Source organism: Acidobacteriota bacterium, assembly GCA_003225175.1.
In the GTDB taxonomy this organism is placed as follows: Bacteria; Acidobacteriota; Terriglobia; order Terriglobales; family Acidobacteriaceae; genus Gp1-AA112.
On record QIBA01000053.1, the window covers coordinates 38,307 to 60,960 of the forward strand.

Annotated in this window: 23 protein-coding genes; 11 read left to right on the top strand and 12 right to left on the bottom strand. The window is 54.2% G+C overall.

Annotated elements, in window-relative coordinates:
• Nucleotides 1-58: 58 nt before the first annotated feature.
• Both DMG62_14925 and DMG62_14930 read left to right on the top strand, forming a co-directional pair.
• Nucleotides 59-841, top strand: a complete 783-nt coding sequence (locus tag DMG62_14925; GenBank protein PYY22153.1) for a hypothetical protein — start codon at nt 59-61, stop codon at nt 839-841.
• Nucleotides 841-1,377, top strand: coding sequence for a hypothetical protein (locus DMG62_14930; protein PYY22154.1), 537 nt, complete (start codon nt 841-843; stop codon nt 1,375-1,377). The genes DMG62_14925 and DMG62_14930 overlap by 1 nt, the downstream gene beginning before the upstream one ends.
• 12 nt (nt 1,378-1,389) lie before the next feature.
• On the opposite strand, the gene DMG62_14935 is transcribed toward DMG62_14930, so the two are convergent.
• Complete coding sequence (locus tag DMG62_14935) at nt 1,390-1,593, bottom strand: hypothetical protein (GenBank protein PYY22155.1); 204 nt, start codon at nt 1,591-1,593, stop codon at nt 1,390-1,392.
• A 190-nt stretch (nt 1,594-1,783) separates the two neighbouring features.
• Here DMG62_14935 and DMG62_14940 point away from each other — a divergent pair, with 190 nt between their 5' ends.
• Nucleotides 1,784-2,020: a hypothetical protein gene (locus DMG62_14940; GenBank protein ID PYY22156.1), complete on the top strand. Its 237-nt coding sequence runs from the start codon at nt 1,784-1,786 to the stop codon at nt 2,018-2,020.
• A 30-nt stretch (nt 2,021-2,050) separates the two neighbouring features.
• On the opposite strand, the gene malQ is transcribed toward DMG62_14940, so the two are convergent.
• The 3 genes from malQ to DMG62_14955 form a co-directional block, all read right to left on the bottom strand.
• Nucleotides 2,051-3,601 (bottom strand): 4-alpha-glucanotransferase, encoded by a 1,551-nt coding sequence (gene malQ / locus DMG62_14945; GenBank protein ID PYY22157.1) that lies wholly within the window; start codon nt 3,599-3,601, stop codon nt 2,051-2,053.
• A gap of 72 nt (nt 3,602-3,673) precedes the next feature.
• Complete coding sequence (locus tag DMG62_14950; GenBank protein PYY22158.1) at nt 3,674-5,632, bottom strand: peptidylprolyl isomerase; 1,959 nt, start codon at nt 5,630-5,632, stop codon at nt 3,674-3,676.
• 111 nt (nt 5,633-5,743) lie between these two features.
• Nucleotides 5,744-6,733: a hypothetical protein gene (locus tag DMG62_14955; protein ID PYY22159.1), complete on the bottom strand. Its 990-nt coding sequence runs from the start codon at nt 6,731-6,733 to the stop codon at nt 5,744-5,746.
• 156 nt (nt 6,734-6,889) lie between these two features.
• Here DMG62_14955 and DMG62_14960 point away from each other — a divergent pair, with 156 nt between their 5' ends.
• The 3 genes from DMG62_14960 to DMG62_14970 all read left to right on the top strand — a co-directional run bounded on the left by DMG62_14960 (nt 6,890) and on the right by DMG62_14970 (nt 9,297).
• Entirely contained in the window at nt 6,890-7,921 is a 1,032-nt protein-coding gene (locus DMG62_14960) for a hypothetical protein (GenBank protein ID PYY22160.1), read from the top strand.
• 269 nt (nt 7,922-8,190) lie between these two features.
• Nucleotides 8,191-8,799, top strand: a complete 609-nt coding sequence (locus DMG62_14965) for a hypothetical protein (protein ID PYY22161.1) — start codon at nt 8,191-8,193, stop codon at nt 8,797-8,799.
• 78 nt (nt 8,800-8,877) lie between these two features.
• Complete coding sequence (locus DMG62_14970; GenBank protein PYY22162.1) at nt 8,878-9,297, top strand: hypothetical protein; 420 nt, start codon at nt 8,878-8,880, stop codon at nt 9,295-9,297.
• 362 nt (nt 9,298-9,659) lie between these two features.
• Here the strand turns inward: DMG62_14970 and DMG62_14975 are convergent, their stop codons facing one another.
• Nucleotides 9,660-10,460: a hypothetical protein gene (locus DMG62_14975; GenBank protein ID PYY22163.1), complete on the bottom strand. Its 801-nt coding sequence runs from the start codon at nt 10,458-10,460 to the stop codon at nt 9,660-9,662.
• A 435-nt stretch (nt 10,461-10,895) separates the two neighbouring features.
• Here DMG62_14975 and DMG62_14980 point away from each other — a divergent pair, with 435 nt between their 5' ends.
• On the top strand, nt 10,896-11,963 hold the full coding sequence (locus DMG62_14980; GenBank protein ID PYY22164.1) for an IS110 family transposase: 1,068 nt from the start codon (nt 10,896-10,898) through the stop codon (nt 11,961-11,963).
• Between the two features lie 770 nt (nt 11,964-12,733).
• Here DMG62_14980 and DMG62_14985 read toward each other — a convergent pair.
• Nucleotides 12,734-13,642 (bottom strand): hypothetical protein, encoded by a 909-nt coding sequence (locus DMG62_14985; protein PYY22165.1) that lies wholly within the window; start codon nt 13,640-13,642, stop codon nt 12,734-12,736.
• A gap of 109 nt (nt 13,643-13,751) precedes the next feature.
• On the opposite strand from DMG62_14985, the gene DMG62_14990 reads away from it, so the two are divergent.
• Together DMG62_14990 and DMG62_14995 are read left to right on the top strand one after the other, a co-directional pair.
• Entirely contained in the window at nt 13,752-14,024 is a 273-nt protein-coding gene (locus DMG62_14990; protein ID PYY22166.1) for a hypothetical protein, read from the top strand.
• Nucleotides 14,025-14,319: 295 nt separating this feature from the next.
• Nucleotides 14,320-15,006, top strand: a complete 687-nt coding sequence (locus DMG62_14995) for a hypothetical protein (protein PYY22167.1) — start codon at nt 14,320-14,322, stop codon at nt 15,004-15,006.
• A 303-nt stretch (nt 15,007-15,309) separates the two neighbouring features.
• Here DMG62_14995 and DMG62_15000 read toward each other — a convergent pair whose 3' ends face one another.
• The 3 genes from DMG62_15000 to DMG62_15010 all read right to left on the bottom strand — a co-directional run bounded on the left by DMG62_15000 (nt 15,310) and on the right by DMG62_15010 (nt 18,935).
• Complete coding sequence (locus tag DMG62_15000; protein ID PYY22168.1) at nt 15,310-15,672, bottom strand: hypothetical protein; 363 nt, start codon at nt 15,670-15,672, stop codon at nt 15,310-15,312.
• Between the two features lie 159 nt (nt 15,673-15,831).
• A complete protein-coding gene (locus tag DMG62_15005) occupies nt 15,832-18,591 on the bottom strand; it encodes a hypothetical protein (GenBank protein PYY22169.1) in 2,760 nt (919 codons plus the stop codon).
• Nucleotides 18,588-18,935 carry a PadR family transcriptional regulator gene (locus DMG62_15010; protein ID PYY22170.1) on the bottom strand — a complete coding sequence of 116 codons (348 nt, stop codon included), beginning with the start codon at nt 18,933-18,935 and terminating at the stop codon, nt 18,588-18,590. Before DMG62_15010 ends, DMG62_15005 begins: the two co-directional genes overlap by 4 nt.
• Nucleotides 18,936-19,649: 714 nt before the next feature.
• On the opposite strand from DMG62_15010, the gene DMG62_15015 reads away from it, so the two are divergent.
• Nucleotides 19,650-20,219, top strand: coding sequence for a hypothetical protein (locus tag DMG62_15015; protein PYY22171.1), 570 nt, complete (start codon nt 19,650-19,652; stop codon nt 20,217-20,219).
• A gap of 210 nt (nt 20,220-20,429) precedes the next feature.
• Here DMG62_15015 and DMG62_15020 read toward each other — a convergent pair whose 3' ends face one another.
• Genes DMG62_15020 through DMG62_15030 form a run of 3 tightly spaced genes read right to left on the bottom strand, consistent with a single transcriptional unit; the run spans nt 20,430 to nt 21,320 of the window.
• Complete coding sequence (locus DMG62_15020) at nt 20,430-20,627, bottom strand: hypothetical protein (protein ID PYY22172.1); 198 nt, start codon at nt 20,625-20,627, stop codon at nt 20,430-20,432.
• A gap of 43 nt (nt 20,628-20,670) precedes the next feature.
• Nucleotides 20,671-21,066, bottom strand: a complete 396-nt coding sequence (locus DMG62_15025) for a VapC toxin family PIN domain ribonuclease (protein ID PYY22173.1) — start codon at nt 21,064-21,066, stop codon at nt 20,671-20,673.
• A complete protein-coding gene (locus DMG62_15030) occupies nt 21,063-21,320 on the bottom strand; it encodes an AbrB family transcriptional regulator (GenBank protein ID PYY22174.1) in 258 nt (85 codons plus the stop codon). Before DMG62_15030 ends, DMG62_15025 begins: the two co-directional genes overlap by 4 nt.
• A gap of 1,001 nt (nt 21,321-22,321) precedes the next feature.
• On the opposite strand from DMG62_15030, the gene DMG62_15035 reads away from it, so the two are divergent.
• A complete protein-coding gene (locus DMG62_15035; GenBank protein ID PYY22175.1) occupies nt 22,322-22,612 on the top strand; it encodes a hypothetical protein in 291 nt (96 codons plus the stop codon).
• The last annotated feature ends 42 nt before the right edge of the window (nt 22,613-22,654 follow it).

Here is a 22,654-nt window from a genome sequence, read left to right on the forward strand (position 1 = left end):
TTGTCCTAGCTGCGATGTCGGTGGATAGAAGTTCTTCCCAATAGCGCGAGTCCAATGTATGGTTCTTGCGTTGATTGCCATGCATTGGACTTTGCAGGGAATGGTTTGGCTAGTGGGGTTTCTTTTGGAACTGATCCTCGCTATCGCCATCTTTAGATTCCGCCTGCACAAAGAGTTTCCACTGTTTTCTTGCTATCTTGTGCTGGAGCTGGTCAGGTCGATCATGCTGGCCGCGATCGGTCCTCACCATCCACCTTATTTTTATGCGTACTGGATTACCGAGTGCTTTGTTTCTATTTTTGGATTTTTCGTTGTCGAGGAGGTATTCAGGAAGGCATTCGAGAGACGGCTTGGACTGCAAAAGTTGGGTACTGTCCTCTTTCGCTATTCGCTTTTGGCACTCGTGGTGGCGTCTGTGGCGGTCGCCGCAATGGCGCCGGGAGGCGACGCAGACAAGCTGGTTGCTGCCATTCTCGTGCTGAAACGTGCGCAGTCCTTTGTACGGATGGGCCTGGTCTTCTGTCTTTTCATTTTTGTCTTCTTGCTCGGGCTGCCCTGGGGAAACCACGTCATCGGCATCGCGATTGGCTTTACAGTTTACGGGGCAGTCGAACTAGCCGCGACAGCAGCTCGTTCCTACTACGGCTCGGTGGCTAACGGCACGGTAGTCTGGAGCATAATGAGTGTCGATCTCTGTCAGAAATTGATTTGGATCGCTTATTTTATACGGAAGCCAGGCCCTCGATCAGTTGAATCGGTTCATGAGAAGGATCATTTTCCGGTAGTCGCCGCCGAAGTCAGCAAGATGAACCAGGCGGTCGAGTCTTTTCTGGGACGCTGATGCTATTAGTCATACTAAGCGCCGGTGTGTTGGCAGGTCTGCTGCTCGTAATATGGATCGTTCGAGGAGGCTCGAAACCTCTCTCAGGCGAGCACACTGGACCTACGTTTTACTTCGTCGACAGCGCCGCGTTTCGCAATCTCCTTTCGCGTGAAGAAAAAGATTTTCTGCGCGGTGCCCTTCGAAGAAGTCACTACCTTAAGGTACGACGCGCGCGGCTGAGAGCTATGCAGGAATATCTGCTGTGGATCGCGGCCAACTGTGCAACATTGATTGCTTTGTTGCGGCTGAGGATAGCTGATCCTGAGAGGGCTTCTGCGCCTGAAACCCAGGGACTTGTGCAAAACGCGCTCAGATTGCGAATGATCAGCCTGGGCCTCTGGTTGCTCTTATGGCTCGAGTTCTTATTTCCTGGTGTCGAAATACGCCCGGTTGCAGCCGCCAGGCGATACGAGGAAGTATGGCGATCCGCAGAAAGCTACTTCCGTACGCATCTTTCCGAGCCGGCCATGTTTGTCCGTGAAGCTGCGAACTAGGGGCACTACTGTTTAGCGGCGCTTGCGTACTGCCCAACGCTTCTTTTGCGCCATCGAAATGCGGCGCTTTGCTTCCGCGCTCATTGGTCTTCTCTTTCTACGCGCGCCCATAATGGTACGGCTTCGGAAACCATTGTTGCCGGAGAGAATTTGTCTAGCTCGCTGCAGGCGTTCGATTTCCGCGTCGATGAGCGTCAGGACGTTCTGCTTGTTCATGGATATTCCTTGGAATTCAAAGTAAGAAGCGACTGGATAACGCCTAGTACTATAGTACTAGCTGCAGAATTTGGCATCCATTGCTTATGCCATCAACTGTTCTCGGTGGTTCTCAGCCTTGCATGTTCGGAATTCGTAAATTTTTGGTCGAGTTTCCGGTCCACGCCGCGATTGGGGATAAGTTGCATCTATGCAAGCTCTTTCCCAGCGCGAATATCAAGTTGCGCAATTAGTCGCGAGCGGACACTCCAATCGACAAATCGCTGAACGATTGGTGATATCGGAGCAGACGGTCAAGAACCATGTGCAATCAATCTTCCGCAAATTGGCCATCAGCAATAGAGTCGAACTCACGATCCGCTTCCAGCGCGTGAAATCCGGAAGACGGAGAACGATAGATCGGAATGGTCGACTTAAGCGGACATGAATGACGAGCCGTGCAGAACAGTCATTTCTGTCAAGCAGCGAATTCTTCTATCTCGCGGGACTGAGAATTTCGGATTCCAGCCGTATCGATCTGATCCCGATCCGCTAACTCCACTAGCTGTGCGATCTTTTTCGAAAGGTCGCTGGTCAGCGCCTTTTTCTCTACGCGCCACGCCCAATTGTTTTCGGGACGCGAGGGTACGTTCATGCGGCAATCCCCATCAAGCCCCAGCCAGTCCTGCATAGGGACTACGCAGAGATCGGCGACCGACGTAACTGCAGCTCGAACAAAAGCCCAGTGAATTCCATCAGAATTCGGCGGCATGTAACATTCTACTGCGCGCTTTTCTTCGCTGCTGGCTCCAGTCTTCCACCAACCAACAGTGGTGTCGTTGTCATGCGTACCCGTGTAGACGACCGTATTCGATTCGAAGCGATGCGGCAGATAGATATGCGCTCCAGGATTCCCAAAACCGAACTGTAGAATACGCATTCCCGGCATGGCAAAAGCTCGGCGCAACTGTTCCACTTCCGCAGTGATAGTGCCAAGATCCTCTGCAATGAAAGGAAGATCACCCAGCGCCTGATGCAGAGCATGGAAGAGGTCATGATTCGGTCCCTGCGCCCAACGACCATTGACCGCCGTCTCCTCATTCGCAGGAATTTCCCAATATGCTTCGAATCCGCGGAAATGATCGAGACGGATAATGTCGCACTGCTGCAGCGCCCACTTTACGCGCTGAATCCACCAGTCGTAGCCGCGCTGACGAAGAATGTCCCATCGATAGAGAGGATTTCCCCAGCGCTGGCCCGTCTTGCTGAAGAAATCCGGTGGCACCCCCGAAACAAAAATCGGGTTCAGATCTTCGTCAAGCTGGAAAATCTCAGGATGGTTCCAGACGTCTGCGCTATCAAGGTTCACAAAAATTGCAATGTCGCCAATCAGTTTTATTCCCTTCGAGGCACAGTACTGATGCATGGCGCGCCATTGTTCAGAAAAGAAGAACTGGATTGTGCGCGCGAGCATGAGGTCGCGGGAATCATCGCGCTTTACGTGCTCAATTGCTGCAGGATCTCGGCGGCGGTACTTTTCCGGCCATTCCGTCCAGCTCTTCTGTTCGTGACGATTACGCAGAACTTCGAATAGAACGTAGTCCTCAAGCCACCAGCCATTAAGCCAACAGAAAGTTTCGAAACGCTTGCGCGAGATTCCTTCGGCTCGGTCTAGAAAACCCTCTGCAGCCTTTCGCAGCAACGGCAGCTTTGTCTTTTGTGTGAGAGTGAAATCAACCTTACAATCAGGGACCGCAAGATTCTTAGCATCCCCCTTAGTTAACCAGCCGTGTTCCGCAAGACGTTCAAGGCTGATAAACAGCGGATTACCGGCAAAAGCTGAAGTCGCTGAATATGGGGAGTTGCCGGTGGCGGGAGGACTGGTCGGCAGTACTTGCCAAAGCCGTTGGCGCGATGCCGCCAGGAAGTCAACAAAGTGGTACGCGTCCTCGCCCAAGTCGCCGATACCGCCGCGCGAGGGCAGCGAGGTTATGTGCAGCAGCGTTCCGCAGGCTCGTGGAAATGACATAGTGGAGATGAGTTTGCGTAAAACAAAAGCTGCCCAGTGCGACTGGGCAGCTTCGATCAGTAATTTGTCTAGTTAGCTACCCGCCGGTAAACGTCCAGATTGCTGCTCTTCTTTGTTGTACTTGATGCGTCCATCCTTCTCCATGGTTTGAATCAAATTTGACGCATAAAGCTGGAAGTTCTGACCGCGCTTCTGTTCCAATGTGCGCTCGCGCGCGACATCTTTATTCTTAGCGAACTCTTCCGCTGAAGGCTCCTGAAGATCGAGCACTTGAAGCACTACGCCATTGCGGCCAGTGGAGACTGGTCCGCTGATTTGATTTTTTCCCAAAGTGAAAGCCACAGATGCCGGCCCATTCATCGGTCCAATGTCGGGAACCTGACTTTGCTGCGTCACAAGATCGCTTGTCTTAAGCTGTGCGTCTTGTTCACTGGCTGCTTTCTTCAGATCGTGAAGCACTTTCGCGCGTTCCGAGAGTTCCTGCGTCTTGCGATCAAGCATCGACTGTGCCTGCTCATTGCGGAACTCCTTCTCAACGCGTTCCTTTGCCTCCTCGAATGTCGGCGTCTTAGCTGGCTGTGAGTCAACGATCTCGAATACTGCATAACCATTCGTGGTTCTCGCAAGCTGCGGCGGAGATTTCGGCTTTGCAGAAAAGGCCGCCTGCATGAAGTCTGGCGCCTGACCTAAGCCGGGAAGGGAGTCGGTGTTGGAGAAGTAATCGGAGGTCTGGACTTGCAGATTGCGCGCTGCCGCAGCCTTATCCAATCCCTGCGTCTTCGCTTGCGCTTCCAGAGTGCGTGCCAGCTCGTCAGCGGCCTTTGACCCCTTCTGCTGCTTCACGATCGGGTTGATATCAGCTTTCACTTCGTCGAGCGATTTCGTGTGCGCCGCCTGCTTATCGATCAACTGGATGATGTGATATCCGAATTGGCTCTTCACCAATCCGCTGAGCTGTCCTTTGTTCTGCAGGGCAAATGCCGCCTGTTCGAACTCAGGAACCATGGCGCCGTGTTGAAAGGACGGTAGTTCTCCACCTTTTGCGGCACTTCCCGGATCGTCAGAGTTCTTCTTCGCGAGTTCCTCGAAATTGCCGCCCGTCTGCAGTTGCTGCAACAATCCCTCAGCTTTGGCTTTCGCTGCGTCGACAGCCTTCTGATCTACCTTGGCGCCCGCTCCAGGCGTTGGAGTTTTCACAAGAATGTGACGCACATGCACGCGCTCTGGGATTTTGTACTGATCGGCGTGCTGGTTGTAGTACTGCCGGATATCGTCATCGCTGACATTCACGCCGGGAATATTCAATGCGCTGATTGCGATGTAGCGCGCCTTCCGCTTCTCCGGAATTGAATTTACGTACTCCTTCTTGTGTTTGTCATAGAAGGCCTTCAGTTCGGTGTCGGTGACCTTCACCTGCTTCATCATTTCCTCGGTGGTGAGGACCGCATACGCGAACTTCACTTTAAGATTCTGCTTGAGATAGTCCTCCTTCACTGCGGATTCCGGCACCGTGACGTTGCCTTGCACCATCGCGATCAGTTTGGAGATCAGCAGCTGTTCTTTCACCAGGTCCTCGAACTGCGCGATGCCCATACTGAAGTTCTCTTGGACAAAGTTCTCGTAATTTGCCTGTCCAACGAATTCGCCTTTTGGGAACAGTGCCTCAGCGAACTGTCCTTGATGCAGGAAGTTACGAACTTCTTCGTCCGTTGCCTGCAGGCGCAACCGGCGCGCTTCAGCGATGAGCGCGTACTTGGTCACAAGCTGATTCGCGGCCTGCGGGCGAACAAACGAAACGAATTCCGCAGGCAGGCGTTGCTGACGCGCCATTTGCTGCGCCGTGCGATCAACGTCAGCCGTGGTCACATCGTGCCCGCCAACACGCGCATAAACCCCGCGACCGGCGGTATTCGTAAGGCTGTCGAAGATGCCGGGAATCAGCGTGATGACCATCATCACGGCGACCACGACCAACAAGCCTCCCAAAACGAATTTCTTCGCCCGAGTGGGCGTTTGCAGAAACTTAATCATTGCTTATGGATGCACTCCGGGCAGGATTGCCGAATATTTGATTATAGAGGAAACGCGTAGCGTTTCTACCTCTGCGCAGCATCGATAGCGAAACAGAGCCTTATGTGTGCATCAAGCACCCGAAATCGACGCCAACTGCGGCAATTGCGCTCGTTCAAATGAATGAAAACGGTCCATATCGACGCCCAAAATATGTCCATCGTGATCATATTTATAGACATTAACGAACTTAGCGCCCCAAATCACCTCATCCGCGCGGTATGAGGTGCGCGCATGGACGGTCTGCGAGAAGGTTTCGTCAGTTCCGGTCAGCAGGATCAGGAACTCTGCATCGTTGACTATCAGATCTTCCCGCGACAATCCATACATCGGACTATTCTCGTCAATCGGATGAACGATCGTCCAAGTCAAAGGAAAGAAAACTACTTTCTCGCGCTCCAGCTGCAACGGATGGTATTTGCGAATCCTATTTCCGTCAGCATTCTCGAATTTCGACAGCAAAACGCGCGCCCCAAGCTCGATAATCTGATTATTTCTGGCGTTGATAATGCGAAATTCGAAGGCGCTGGCGCCGTTGTAAGGAGCGATAACCGCGTTCTCGCTGAACAGAACCTTGGCCGTAGGACGCGAGAATCGCGCAAACAAGAGACCGGTAGCAAGAGCGAATCCCAGCAGCCCGCAAAACGCCTCCAGGCAGACTACTGCGTTTGCAACCCGCCCAACCGGCACGATGTTGCCGTATCCAATGGTCGAGAATGTGTCGATACTGAAGAAAAATGCTCGCAAAAAGCGCGGAGAAAGCTCCGGAGGCGTCGCGGTTTGCAGCGCAGCCGGACCTAATAAGAGGTAGATAAGCGCAAATATTCCGTTTAACAACGCATAACAAGTGGCCAGTAAGCCGATAAAAGCCGGCCACGACATCGTAAGCAGGGAGTGATACGAGAGCCAATCGAACCAACTATGCTTACGCGTGACGTTAAAACTGCCATCGCGATTGAGCAATCGGATATGCCGCTGCTGCGAAACCAGCGACCCAAATCCCAGATCACGGTCGCGTTCTTCCCGGCTTTGAAGGTCGATAAATGGAGCTCGAATCGCCATAAATACACTGATTCAACGTCCTTAGGACGCGATTCAGAGTCATCTTAACCGTTTTTGAAGCACACAATATTCACTGAAAAAGACTGATTAACCGCTCTATGACGCGCTACAGCACGTCTCCAAGCCCCTTCCAGTTACGAAGGAGTGAGCTTTCGGATGCCGCCCAGCCGTTGCCGGCGCCGCAAAAGATATAATCCGCCCAAGTTCAAAGCCTGCGTGAGCCCATTTCTCTCCACTAATTTCGGCGCAATCGCCACGTTTCTCTTCGGATTAGTCTTCGGAAGCTTCCTTAATGTCGTTATATATCGCGTTCCCCGCCGTCAATCGGTCGTCAAACCGCGCTCTGCGTGCCCGAATTGCGGCGCTCAAATACGCGCTTTCGACAATATCCCGGTGCTTAGCTGGATCTTCCTGCGCGGAAAATGTCGCCATTGCGCCCATCCCATCAGCTCCAGATACGCCATAGTCGAGCTTCTGTGCGGATTTTTGTTCGTATCCGCGTACTTTTACGCCGCTCCAGTCATCACGATTGGCGCTGGATCGATGCCTATCTGGATCCTTATTAAAGCCTATGCGCCCGTTATCAAGCTCTGCGTCTTCTTCTTTCTGCTTATTCCGCTCATCTTTATTGACTACGAACACCATCTTTTGCCCGACGTACTCACCATTCCAGGCCTTATTCTCGGCCTGATATTCAGTCTTGTAGTGCCTGTGGGCGGCATGCCGGTGTTCGCAATACGCAAAATGCTGGCCTTACGCTGGCCAATAAGCGCAATTTCCGCCCTCGACGCGCTCGCTGGAGCGCTTATCGGAGCCCTCTTTATTTATGTTGTGGGCGAAATTTACTTCCGTGTGCGCCACATTGAAGGCATGGGATTCGGCGATGTAAAGCTTATGGCCACGGTTGGAGCCTTCTTAGGCGCAAGATTAGCGCTGTTTGTGATCTTCACCGGAGCCATTCTGGGCACGATTTTCGGCCTCATAACCACCGTTGCAGTCTGGCAAAAGCGCATGCAAAGGCGGCAAAAGCGCCGGGAAATCCACGTTCTAAGCCGCTCCTGGCGCTCTGCCCGCCTTATGTTGCGCTACTACGAAGTGCCTTTTGGCGTCTTTCTGGGCAGTATGGCGATTCTCTCGGCTTTCGTCGGTAACCGCATGGTGAACTGGTACTTAGGTCTCTATCACTGACCATCGGCAGGACGTGCACTTATGGCTTCCCAGCACCGAAAATCCTCCATAAAACACACAATTTGACGCACTGTGAGCGTTAAAATTGCACCAATTTGAGTCCCGAAAGTTGCACCAGATTCGTAGCAGTCCCGGCTAGTCCGGTGACCGTTTGCTTTTGTGGGTTAGGGAAGGGCAGGACTTTAGTCGTGCCGGTAAGAAGGAGCCCTTCTGCGTTTTATTTTTTTCAGCGGCTTCAGCCGCGGAAACGACGTGATGCGAGTCCCATTTTGGCACGCGATCGAAATCAAATCATGAACCTGCAACCGGCAGAGCGTTTGAGGCACACCATGAAGCAATTTTTCGCTTATGCGGCGGTATTTCTCGCGTTGGGATGCAGCTTAGCGGCGGCCCAGGGATCGCTTGGCGACGTAGCCCGCGAAGCCCGCAGGAACAAGCCCGCCGAACCCACCACCCGGGTAGTCACCAACGACGACTTCGGCGCCCCCTGGGTCCCACAAAAAACCGAAAGCCCGGCCACCTCCGGCGAAGCCGCCAAGTCCGACGCCGGCAAAAATAAAGCCCAACCGAAAAAGAAGAGCTCAGCCGAAGAACAAGCCGAACTCGACAAGCAGTGGAGAGAAAAGATCTCCGCGCAAAACGAAAAGATCGCCCTCCTGGAACGGGAACTCGACGTGCTCCAGCGCGAAGGCCGCATGCGCTCCTCCAATTACTACGGGGACGCCGGCAACCGCCTCCGCAACCCGCAAAAGTACGCCGAAGACGACCGCAAATCCCGCGACGACATGGCCGCCAAACAAAAAGCCATCGATGAGGCCAAAACGGAACTGGAGAACATGAGGGAAGAAGCCCGCAAGGCGGGAGCGTCGGCCGGCTGAGCTTTCTCCCATATTGGGAAGTCCGCAGCATGATTCAGGACTGTGGCACAGCCGCCCTCCGACACTCTTGCCGGTGATATGCTCCCTCGATGGCAAAGGCGAAACGGCACGCAGGCAGCCACCCGCCCGAAGCTGCGCAAGTCAACAACAGTGCTTCTGGTCGGCAACATCGAACCGACAATGCAGTGGTACAAACAACTCGGGTTCGAATCCGAGTACTATCCACCGGGCTTTGCCATACTGCGCCGCGATGACATCGAAATATTTCTTCAGCAACAATCGGGCTATGTAGCGCCGGATGATCCGGGAAGGTGGAAGCGTCACGCGTGGAACGTGTACATCGTTACCGACAACGTGAAGGCGCTCTACGCAGAGTACTCAGAGCTGCCGCGAGTGAAGATCTCGCGTCCCCTTTGTCCACAGGATTACGGCATGATGGAGTTCGACGTGATGGATCTGAACGGACATCGGTTGGTGTTCGCGCAACCGATTCGATGACTACCCAATCACCTGACATTCGTGCCGCATCTCGCGGCACGATGCGATATGAGCCCGGCACTCGGTGCCAGGGGAGTATTTAAAAACCAGAGCCCCGGAGGGGCGGCACTTCTTATGCCGCGCGCAGAAATTCTCGTGAATCGTATTTCTTCGGTTGTTCGTGGAGAAGACGATGTGGAGGAAGACACACATGTGAGTGTGGCGCATACAGGCACGGCATTCTAAACCACCTGCCAAGTGCCGCCGATGTTGGAATAACTCTTGCTTTCCCTATTTGGGACAGGAGTCGAAACACGATTCAAGAAAGGAGCACGAACAAGAGCGTGGGCTACTCCCGACGGCAGAAAGCGGCATTCAAATGCCTAGCCAGCGTCTAACGATATGGCTCGGAGAGTTGGATCGATCCGTGCGGCCATTTCGGGCGTGATGCTTACGTTGGAGATCGTCGACGCTCCCAGTCGAACCATTGCCTTCATCTTTTTGCTCATGAACTTCTCGCCTTCAGGCGTAATGGTTACCTGGTTTCGTGGCACGAACGCCAATTGTTCGAGCTTTGTGGAGCCAAGCTGCGATTTGTAGCTCGCTACGTACATATCCTCGACCGGCTTCAACCGATATCGCTTAGTCCCTTGTAGGAAGCCGGCGTTGGCATCGAATTCCACTAGATCGAGGCTCTGCGCCGGCTTTGCCCTTCTCAGCTCATCCACGTAGCCGCGTACCTGCTCGATCGTAAAGTCGTCTGCCCGCTCGCGGAGAGCTTTGTATGCGGCATAAGTCTTCCATGTGCTGTAGGCCGCGATGATTTGAACAATCGCCCAGAACAGAGTTCTGCCGCCGAATACGAGGCGTGTCTTCCCCATAGCAGACATCAGAACGAGACTGAAGTTCCACAACGCCAGCACGCCCAACGTAGCGGCAGCTATGATGATGACTCTCGGGTGCCGAACCTTCTTTTCGTACAGACCGGCCACCAGCAGTCCGAATCCCAGCACCAGACTCACGGCTCCCCACGGATCATGCGCGGAGACCAACAGCGCTCCGATCAGCAGGTTGAGCGCGCCCCAGAACATGCTGGAGTTGCCACTCGAAGAGGGATTCTTATCGAACATGCAAAAATCTGCCGCGGTCGTCAGCCGTTCTATTCTCTGCTCATCGATGGCCATCAAATACCTCGTATTCACGATATTGGGCGGGGTGGCCCGGTCTTTCCCGTATTGGTCTCTTGCATGCGACTTCCATGTAAAGGGTGCCCCACTCTCGCGTGCTGTTCGCGAGGGTGGGATTCGAGGATGTGTGCAACTCCGCTTTTGACTTTGTCTTCTTCGGGAAACAGGCGAGGGCAAGAAACGCAAAGTTCATGGGCACAGAATAAGCGCAATTCAGAAACGATTCAAAGGAGAGAACCAAAACCGGGACTGGTCAACATTCATCTAGTCCCACCCTCGCGAAAATCACGCGAGAGTGGGGCACCCGAATCATGGTGGTTCCATAATGAAACCGAGCTTAAAAGGCTGGGCCACGCAATATAAAAGGGCGCCCTTTGAGAGTAGTCTGCAGTGATCTTCAAGCACTCAGCTACTCAGCAAAGGAGCACCCTCATGAGTGACGTTAAGTTTATTGGTCTGGATGTACACAAGACAAGTATCTCGGCGGCAGTACTGAACGAGAGCGGCCAGCAAGTGATGAAGGCCGTGTTCATGACCAACGCTGCCGCGGTGCTGGCATTTGTGCGCGGTGTGTCAGGCACACTGCGAGTGACCTTCGAAGAAGGCACGCATGCCGCCTGGCTACATAGCCTGCTGCAGTCGCAGGTAGGGGAAGTGCTGGTGTGCAACCCGCGCAAGAACGCTCTGCTGAAGAGCGGCAACAAGAGCGACCAGATCGACGCGCGCAAGCTGGCCGATCTGCTGCGCAGCAATCTGCTGACTCCGGTCTTTCACGACGACAGCCGCACCCTGACGCTGAAAGAACTCGGTCGCACTTACCGCGCAGTAACCGACGACACTACGCGCGTGATGCGCCGACTCAAAGCGCTCTATCGCAGTCAAGCCATCGATTGCAACGGCAAGAAGCTGTACACGCGAGGCCGTCGGGAACAGTGGTTAAACCAACTCCTTCAGGCTGGCCAACGATATCGCGCCCAGCGCATGTTCGAGCAGTTTGACAGCTTGCAGACCATGCGTCGGCAGATCCGCAGCGATCTGATCCAGGAAGGTCATAAACATGCGGCCACGGCGATCCTGAGCAGCATTCCCTTTGTGGGACCGATTCGTTCTGCCTTGCTGATCGCGCGCGTGCAGACTCCGTTCCGTTTTCGCAGCAAGCGTCAGTTCTGGGCCTACTGCGGACTGGCGCTGGAAACGCGCAGCAGCGCCGACCACCAGATGATCGACGGTGAGCTGAGACGCAAGAGCAAGCCGGTCTTCATCCGCGGATTGAACCTGAATCACAATCCCGATCTGAAGAACATTTTTAAATCGGCGGCTACTACGGCCAGCGCTTGCCCCGGACCGTTTCGTGACTTCTACGAAAACCTTCTGGGGAAGGGGATGAAGCCGGAGATGGCCAGGCTAACCCTGGCGCGCAAGATCGCCGCCATCAGTTTGAGTGTCTGGAAGAAAGGAGAACGCTTCGATCCAGAGCAACTAAAAACACAAGCAGCTTGAGCGCGCAGCGACACCGAGGCGATTCACGCATCGCAGGTCAGTCGCGAGTGCTCGGGTTCGAGGGTGAGTATCCTGGCCGGGTTAGGCTGTGTGCTTCGGCACTAAGTCTCACGGGCCACCATATGCCCCCTCGGACAACCCAATCCAGCTATAGGCCATTGAGTCTCAGATAGAACCATGGTTGCCACACAACCCACGCAGCTTGTGTAGCCTCAGGATCTGATCAAAGTTAGTCGATGCAATACCAGAACGGGAATCAAGAAAGCCTCGAACCACGCTCGAACCGGCAGCATGGACATCCCCACCAGGGCTCGATGCCGAGCACTCAGTTCCGCCCGGCTCAGGAGGGGTGTTTCCTCTTGACATCGCCTTTTATAGAACCCGTCCTGCGGAGCAGCAGCAACTCTGGTTCCAGTTTTGGGAAGTGTCTGAAAGTGGCAGATGAAAGTGCGAAATGGCGTGCGTCTCAGAGCGGCCGCTATTGCCAACTTAACTAACAGCAAGCACACACATGTTCACATCCTTGTGAATGGGGTCATGGGTATGAGGCTGCCATAAAAGTGGAATCGGAATACCTACGATTGGCATCCAACATCGCTGTATAAAAAATTCACAAACGCTCACTGGTGGTCCAGAGAGCCGCCGAAGAGCGCAATTCCTGATTTGGAATCGCAAATTTAGGCGCACGACCACTTGTAAGTTGTTGATTGTTTGTTGACGAAAATCTATCCGTGAGACAAAGCTCCAGAACTGTGCCGGTAGTTGGGCAATCAGTGAACGCCGACAATTAAATATGGCGTACCGCCGACAGTGAGCGGTGAGCCTGGAACCGGTGTTAGTGAGCCGTTCGTCTCGAGGTGGTAGCCGGATACATCGCCGCTCTCTTGGTTAGCGGAGTAAATAAAACTGCCCGCTTGCGCCAGCTGCGTGGGGTCGGCCCCAGAGCCGAAGGGTGAGCCCGGAACCTCAGTCAGCGCCCCGCTGGTCTCCATCTTATAAACGGAAATGTTTTTGGAGATCACATTTGTGACCAACACGAAGCTTCCACTGCGGTCAAACGTTACCATGGCAGGCTGAGCGCCGGCTGATGACTCCGAGATGAAGGTCAAATTCCCACCCGAATTGGTGTACACAAGAACGCCAGACGGGAATGGAGCCGGCTCTTGACTTGTATCGCCGGTTGCATCGACGACAAAATTCCCACCGGGATCCACACTGAATCCAGGTCCTACCTTGTAATCGGCTGTATATCTGGCGCTACCTGATCGTGCGATCAGAGCGCCATTAGAGTCGCGGTCGAATACCTCGACCCGCAGGCCGCCACGGAAAGGGGCAACCGAGACCCACATATAAGCGCCGCTCGGATGTACCGCCCCAAAAATTGGTGCCGGTGCCATCTCGGACGGTGGTGTGAAGTTAGGATCAGTGGGGAACGGCGATCCAGCAATGTCAGTGAGAGCGCCGGAGGAGGAATCGATACGGAAGCCGGAAATTGCACCACGAGGAACGGCGAGTGCATACAGGAAATTTTGCGATCGGTCGAGGACGAACTGACCTCCACCATTGTTTGGCGTTGATCGACTACCCGCTGCGGTAAGCGATCCGTCGGAATCTATCCTAAAAATGAACAGGCTACTGTGCGTAGTGACGTAGAGGAACTTACCCTGGACTGCAATCATGCCGAGCGGCGGCTCTGTCAGGGCAAAGGGGGATCCCGGAGCCGCTTTTAGCGAGCCGTCGGAATTGACAGCAAACCCCAGAATAGCCGACGAGCCATTCGCGACGTAAATGAAGGAGGATGAGCTGCTGCCGCTTCCGGAGCTGCCTCCACCGCTACCGCCGGTGGACGGGCCATTACCTCCGCCACTGCTGCTAGGAGGGGGAGCAGCAGCGCCAGGAGTAGCAGAGGCTGACCCGGGATTAGGACCTCCGCCACATCCGGCGGCAAACAGTAGCAACGCGATTAAAGGAATCAACAAAACAATGGGGAGGATGAAAGAACGCTTATTGCCGTGCGGCATTGGAACTCTCCTTGGTGCCAGGGGAACCAGAGGACGTTAGTTGCTGAATTAGAGTTACTAAATGGTAACTGGGTGGCCTGCTACAGGACGGTTCTGCGCTTTCTACTCGGCCCCTCAGATTTTCTGTCGAAGAGAGGCACGGTGGAACTAATGCACTGTCACGGGGACGGGTGGCGCACCTTTGCTCTTATCTGGGTTTCTGTTTGGGACTTCTCGATGTGGGTGCTGCATCCTTCGCGGCTTTTTGTTCAGTTTCATGACATCCTTTCCACTTTGTTCCGAGACATCCTTTACACTCCCGCGCGAGCGAAGCGAGCGTGGGAGCGAACCAACGGATGCCTTTCAGAACCATGGACGTTCGAGAACAAAGAGTGCAGTTTGTGGTAGCGGCGATACGCAAAGAGAAGCCGTTTCGGACACTATGCAAGGAGTTTGGAGTTTCTACGCCAACCGGCCGCCTGTGGTTGAGGCGTTACCGGGCCCAAGGAATCGAGGGGATTGCGGAGCGAAGCCGGCGACCGCATCACAGCCCGCGAAAGACCAGCACTGGCATCGAAGAGCGCGTGGTGGAGATACGCCGACGCTATCCCGATTGGGGAGCTCGCAAGCTGGCCTACGAACTGCAACGCAGCGGGATGAAGCTGACGGTGAGCACGGTGCATCGCATTCTGCTGCGCTATGGCCTGGTTCGTGAGCAGGACCGTCACCCAAGTGCGCCGCAACGGTTTGAACGCGAAGCGCCCAACGAGCTGTGGCAAATGGACTTTAAGAGTCCGATCCGCTGGGGAACTCCGGTCGGGCCGCTGTCGGTGTTGGACGACCACAGCCGTTATGTGATCGTGCTCCATGCCATTGGCCAGGCTCGTAGCGATTTGGTGCGGGCGCAACTGCAGGCGGCGTTTTCCGAATGTGGCCTGCCGCAAGGCATGTTGATGGATCATGGCACTCCATGGTGGAGCAGCATGGCGGCGGGGTGGCCCGGTCTTTCCCGTATTGGTCTCTTGCATGCGACTTCCATGTAAAGGGTGCCCCACTCTCGCGTGCTGTTCGCGAGGGTGGGATTCTGAGGATGTGTGCAACTCCGCTTTTGACTTTGTCTTCTTCGGGAAACACGCGAGGGCAAGAAACGCAAAGTTCATGGGCACAGAATAAGCGCAATTCGGAAACGATGCAAAGAAGAGAACCAAAACCGGGACTGGTCAACATTCATCTAATCCCACCCTCGCGAAAATCACCGCGAGAGTGGGGCACCCGAATCATGGTGGTTCCATAATGAAACCGAGCTTAAAAGGCTGAGCCACCCGTCCAAGGCCTAAAGCTGTGAGCTACCCCCCGCCTCTAGGCGGTCTTCGCGTGATTCGCCTTTGAAGAATCCAAGAAATCAGACCAGCATGAGCAGCGAGAAGAAAGACTATGTTGAGCGCGAGGTTAAAAAAGATTCCTCCGATAGACGTTAGTTCGGATGTATTCGTCTCTTTGAGTGCTCTCACGAAGTCGATCCAACTTACAACCGCTACAATCCATGGGTATCTGAAATAGAAAGAAAAGGAAATGACCATCGCAACCCAAATCAAAGCCCCAGAAATCGGTACGCGTGAAGATAAGCGCAAGAATGCTAAACCCACACTGTACGCGCATCCGACAACGAGGAGCACCACGAAACAAAGCACGGACACTACCTTAAGCATGCATGGGCCTAGTCCGAGGTTTCCGCCCCCAGGTTTCCGTACCGATCTGATCGGGAGAAGTGTTTGCTCTTGACATCGCCTTATATAGAACCCGTCCTGACCTGAAGAGAAAAGCCGGTTAATTACTACTGGCAAATCGAGGCAGTGCGGCCTGGTCTTTTACTCCTCGCGCAGCGCTTTCAAAGGCGAAATCAGACTTGCTCGAAGCGCTGGAATTAACGACGCAGCGAGCGTGGAAAATCCCAGCACCCCAACGGCGGTTAGGATTAATAGGGGGTTGTATGGGTTCGTGCCATAGAGCTGATTCGCAAGGAATCGGCTTACGCCAACGGTGAGTGGCAAGCCTATAAGTAGTCCCAAAAGAATCAGCCGGAATGCGCTTCGCACCACGAGCCGGACAATTTGGCTGCGATCCGCGCCCAAAGCCATGCGTACCCCGATCTCGTTCGTGCGGCGGCCCACATTGTAAGCAGTAACACCATATAGTCCAATCGAAGCCAACAAAAGAGAGAGAACTCCAAAAAGTGAAGTGAGGCGGGCTATGAGTCGCTGCTGAGTGAACTGAAGTGCAACCTGTTCCTTCAGAGTGCGAATCGCGGTTATTGGCATATCAGGATCGACAGAAGCAATCGCTTCCCGCATGGATGCAAAAGAGACGTTAGCGCCCGGCCGTTCCAGAATGACAATGTCGTGCAAAAACAGGGAACCAAGATTCATCTGTGTGTAATCGGCTTGTGCTTCTGGCAAGAAGTATACGGGGCTGTTCAGTTGATCGAGAACATGCGGGAAGTACCGCGCATCCTTAGCTACGCCGACGATCTCAAATTCGTGGCCGTTTTCTGCCTTGCCGCCGAAGTATTTTCCAATTGGATCGTCGTTTCCGAAAAACTTACGCACGAACGCTTGGCTGACGACCGCCACTCTTTGCGCTGTGGCGGTATCCTGTTCGGTGATGCCACGTCCTCTGACGATAGGAGTGCCAACCACCTGAAAGTAGCTCGGCGTAACTCGATTCCATGAAGATGAATTGTCGTCCTTTGGGCCTGGAGCGGGACGACCGTCGATCCAGACTCCGGCACCCCAACCTCCTTTCGGTGGTGAGTAGAGGCAGAGGGCCACAGAAGATACGCCCGGAATGGTTGCAATCGAGTCGTGGATACGCTTGTACAGCAGCGAGAGTTGAGGTGCCTGGTAACCAGCAAGCCTCGGATTGAAGCTCACCACAACGCGGTAGTCCTGTTCGAATCCAAAATCCTGATGCTCAAGACCGCGGAGAGCTGTTGTAAGCAGTCCCGCAGCAGAGAGCAACACCAGCGAGAGTGCCGCCTGCAAAATCACGAGGGCCTTTCTCGAGAGTGAGCCCGTGCGAACCATAGAGCGAACTGAACAACGCAATGCCTCAATCGGATCTACTCGTATTGACATCCACGCAGGAGCGATCGAGAAGCAAAGTCCTGTAGCAATGGACGTAGCTAGGGCGAAAAGCAAGACCGGAACAGAAGGCGATGCTTCGATAGGAACAGCAGCAACTCCTTGCAATGAAGGAAATGCGAACCGCCAAATCAGGCTTGTACTCGCAAACGCAATGGCGAGGCCCGCGCCGCCGCCGGCTAACCCGAGCAGAATGCTTTCGAGGAGAGGTTGGCTAATCACACGGTACGCAGGGGCGCCCAGCGCCATACTCACCGATGTCTGCTGCCGTCGCTCCATCGAGCGAATCAGCATAAGGTTGGCGACATTCGCGCAAACGATGAGCAGAACGAACCCGGTAACTGCCATGAGGATCAGGAGCCAATCCTCATATCGCTGGCGCATGCTTGTTATTCCCGCTCCACCAGGGCTCAGAAATAATGTTTGCTCAGGAAATTTCGCGCGATCACTTGCGCTCATTTCGCTCCAGTGCATTACCAACCATTGCTTGAGTTCGACCCTCATCTGAGCCTCAATCGATGTCGGCGAGACGCCTGGCTCGATTCGGCCGATCAGGTTCAACCAGTGGATGTTGTACTTCTTGAGATCAGAATCGCTCTCGACCACCGGCTCTGTGTTCAGTGGTAAGAAAATTTCAGTTGCAGCATTGCTAAGGGTATCGCCAAAGAAGCCGGGCGGAGCAACGCCGACGACTGTAACCGGCTTTTGATCCACATCGAACGTGCTTCCGATGACCGATGGATCAGCGCCATATCTTTGCTCCCACAAGCGATAACTTATGACTGCTACCGGCGGAGCGCCAGCTTGATCGTCGGCATCGGTAAACGTCCGCCCAGCATATGGTCTGATACCGAACATTCTGAAGTAGTTTCCCGAAACGAACTCGCCGGGATAGCTTTGGGCAGCATCCGAGGTATTCGACCGCCGCACTCCAAAGGACCCTTGTGACGGGAAAGCGGCCAGTTCAGAAAAGCCTCTGGTGTTGTCCTTCAAATATCGATACAAATCGTATGAGACGATCGAGAACTCTTTCTCTTGGCTGTAGCCACCCAGATAGCAACAGTGGGCTTCTCTTCCAAGTCGGTACAATTCGCCGGGATTCGCAACGGGCAGCGCCTTTAGCAAAATCGCATTCACTAAAGTGAAAATCGAAGTTGTCGCGCCGATACCCAAAGCCAGAGTCAAGACCGTTGCCACGGTGAATGCTGGCGCCATTCGCAAGCGTCGCAGTGCATGACGCGCATCTTGGATCAACGTTTCCATAAACGGTAAGCCTCTTTGCTCTCGATAGCTTTCCTTAACTGCTTCCACCGCTCCGAACTTCAGCACCGCACGGCGTCGCGCTTCAGCGGGCGGCATGCCAGCGCGAATGTTCTCGGCTGTCTGGAGCGCGAGATGTTCCTCAATCTCCTCTCGTAGCCGTTCTTCATCCGGTTTCTTGGTCCCCAACGAACGCACACGGCTGAGGAATCGCCTAAATGTCTTCACTGGAGATCCTCGGCTTTTACCGCAAAGAAGCGGGCGATGATAGTTGCTGTCTGTTCCCAATCCTGAGTCTCGATGCGCAATTGTTTGCGACCGCTGCGCGTCAATCGGTAGAAGCGAGCCCGGCGATTATTCTCAGAGGTTCCCCACTCAGAGGCGATAGAACCTTCCTGCTCAAGCTTCAGCAAGACGGGATAAAGCGTGCCTTGATTCACGCTAAGCAGGTCTCCACTGATTTGTTCGATACGTTTTGCGACTCCGTAGCCATGCAGTGGGCCGAGTACGTCTAGCGTCTTAAGCACCATCAACGCTAATGTGCCCTGCGGGACTTCGGTCTTCGCTTTCATCGTCGTCTATTGGGTTCCCAACATGAGGGAAAAACAATCATACCATTGGGGAACCCAAATGAACATCCAATTCCAGAACCGGATGGGGAGTCAGCAGAGACTTACCTACCGTCTTTGAGCCGGGGTGGCCCGGTCTTTCCCGTGTTGGTCTCTTGCATGCGACTTCCATGTAAAGGGTGCCCCACTCTCGCGTGCTGTTCGCGAGGGTGGGATTCGAGGATGTGTGCAATTCCGCTTTTGACTTTGTCTTCTTCGGGAAACACGCGAGGGCAAGAAACGCAAAGTTCCTGGGCACAGAATAAGCGGAATTCACAAACGATTCAAAGAAGAGAACCAAAACCGGGACTGATCAACATTCATCTAATCCCACCCTCGCGAAAATCACGCGAGAGTGGGGCACCCGAATCATGGTGGTTCCATAATGAAACCGAGCTTAAAAGGCTGAGCCACCCGTCCACCCACATTTTAGGAGTTGCACGCAAAAATCAAAATGAAATCAAGTCAGAACGAAAGGGTGCGCCACCCGTCCGCTTGATGTTTTCTGGAGATCTTCGAGGAGGAATCAAAATGAAATCAAGTCAGAACGAAAGGCTGCGCCACCCGTCTTCACTTGGGGTGGAGACTTCCGCTTCAGAGTCGATCCAAACCATTTTCAACTAGCTCCGGCTGGTACCAAACCCAGTCCATCAATGGTGAAGTCGTGCGAGGAAGCCAATGCTAAGCGGTAACTTCTTGCAGCTTACTGTTTGTTTGCTTCTCACTTCAGTTAATAATCCTGCATCAGTCAAGAGTGTTCGACAATCAATGTACCTGCTGGAAGATGTGCAAGGTCAGCGATGGTGCGCCTATCGTAGCCAGGCTGCTTGGAAGTCGGCAGTCGACTCGTTGCAGGCGCTCGGTGTCGCCACGGTAGAGTACCGGAATGAGCATTCTTCCGCAGTCAACTTCACGCAACAAGATGAGGCAGGAGACTGGATCGTTTACGACCGGTACTCGTCAGGAGAAAACGGGAGACTTAATCAACTCCGAAGAAAGATCAACATCATTCCAGGAGATGTGAGCGGGGAGCAAGTTTTTGAAATAAATGACGAAAGCGCCAATAAAATCAGTACAGTCCGTCGAAAACTGAGTACCAGAAAAATAGACGGAAACCCGAGGGACGTTTGGCTGCCCGACTTACCAGTCATTACGACCCTCCAAGCGTTTCCATTCTCCTCGTTGTTAAACAAGCGTAGTGCCGTACTGTCCAAAGGCAAGGATTGCGAGCCTATCCCTCCTCAATGAGCGTCGCTTTCCCAGCACTTCCAGTATGTGGCACTCTGGCCTGGAAGACAAAGGGGACAACTGGATCCCATTCTGATCAACTGAACTGCTCTTGCGGAATCGTGATGCTCGGCGCGCGAGCGAGTTGGTGTCAGGGTGGGAGCCGCCGGATTTATCCGGGGGCAATGCTTCAGCGTTGCAAGAGCGCAATCGCCTAATAATGTTTCGGCTTTAGCCCCGGGACTTCCCAAGCTGAAACCCACGACTACAGCCGGGGAACAACAAAGATGCGCGCATTGCGAGGCTCGAAAGCCTCTCCCCACGCATGAATGCGAGGGCTCCCACCCAAAAGCCAAAAACGGGGGCTCCCACTTGAAACCGAAATGCGAAGGCGGCCACCTCAATGGCGCGTGGTCCCACCTTTCCCATGTCGGTTCTTGTGTACCATTGCCGCGAATCGCTTCCAGCGGGATTATGGAAGTTTGAAAGCAGGAAGCCGGGCAGCCTTGTGGTCAAACGTAAGGGTATGCACGCAGCCCGCGCTGGCGCCAAGTTCCGCGATTAGAGCATCGGCGAATGAGCCCTGACCCTGCTTAAGCGCGACCATCGCCGCGAAAACCTCCTGCTCCTTCTCGATAACCAGGACTTCAACCTGAAGCATGCGCTCGACTGCAGCGGCGATGTCCGGAGCAGCCAGGCCATAGGCGCGATGCAAAACCCATACAATTTCGACCATCGCCACTATGCTTACAAAGCCAGGCCTCGGTTCCGTTAGCCGGCGTTCGATGATTTCCGTTGCTTTTGGCGATTGAATCGGGTCGTCCTGAGTGAGGTAGCGGACAAGGATGTTGGTATCGAGACCGATCATCTGCGCTTTGGGCGCGGCGTACTACTTGAGGCGCCCTCGGCAACAGCCCTGGTCATTCCAGCAAGGCTCACGGGTCTCCGAGAATGGGATTTCACGATGCCGCGTAACGCCGCAGCAGGAAGTTTCGGAAGAAGAACCACGCTGCCATCGGGATGCACAAGGAATTTGACCCGGTCCCCCGGCTTCAACCGGAGATGCTCACGAATCGCTTTCGGGATGGTAGCTTGACCCTTCTGGGTAATCGCAGATTCCATAATCCGTACTCCATTACATTATTGCAAAAGTAATACCATAGCGGGTGGCCGCGGTCAATCTGATTACATTGGGGGAAGCCGCTTCGTGGAGAAGACGACGTGAAGGAAGACACATGAGTGTGGCGCATACGGGTACGGCATTCTAAACCACCTGCCGAGTGCCGCCCCTCCGGGGCTCGGAGTTCGGGACGCTCACCCGGCATGGGATGCCGGGCTCACCTCACATCGTACCGCGAGACGCGGCACGAACAATAGTTCCTCATGATCGCGTAGGGAGGCGGCGTGGCCCAGCCTGTTTTCTGTTTCAGTGTGGAACTTAAGAAGTAGGGTGCCCCATCCTCGCGCGATGTTCGCGAGGGTGGGATACGATGAACGTGATCAGCCCAGGTTGTTTGTTGTTCTTGCGCTTCTTCCATTGGCCTATTCTGTTTCGGGAATCTAATTCGGCTGTGATTAGTGCGTCCGTGCTAAGGATAAAATGAAAAACGGAGTTCCGCACATTCTCGAATCCCACCCTCGCAAACAGCGCGCGAGGATGGGGCACTCTTTGCAATGGGATTCTGACGCAAATACGAAAACGGGAAGGCCTGGCCACCCCGCCCCCGGTTAATTTTCTGTCGTGCGAATCGAAGTTCGTCCTATGACGCGAATGACAATTTGTCGCCCCGGGAGACTCACGCGATGGCGAGAGTCTCCGCGAGAGACGCTGGGTTCGCGGCAAAAGAATGTAAAGATTTGCTGCAAGCGAGTTAACTCCCGTGTGGTCCCGGGAAGGACGCCTTCGGGCTCACGCTGGACGGGTGGCGCACCTTTGCTTTTATCTGGTTTCTGTTTGGGACTTCTCAATGTGGGTGCGGCATCCACATTTTAGGAGTTGCACGCAAAAATCAAAATGAAATCAAGTCAGAACGAAAGGGTGCGCCGCCCGTCCCGCGGCACTTGACTGTTGTCTCGTCTTTGTTGTACAAAGTAATTTGCATAAGACAGAGAGGAGCATCCTAATGAATGGCGCATTGCTAAAGCGGCCTAGTGCTCTCATTCCGATCTCAATGTCGATAGCCGCTCTCGCTGTGGTGCTCGGCTACGCTGCCATGTTCGGCCTAGCACGTCAACCCGACGAGGGAACCGCTGCCCACCTATGGCAATTACTGATGGCTGGACAGGTGCCGGTGGTGGCGTTCTTCGCCATTAAGTGGCTTCCGACCAATTTGAGACAAGGACTGCTTGTTCTGGCGTTGCAATTGGGCGCAGCACTCTCAGCCGCATTCCCGGTCTGGTGGTTGCACTGGTGAGCACGTCGGCTGGGCTGCCGTCTATCGGCGCCGCGGCGCTGA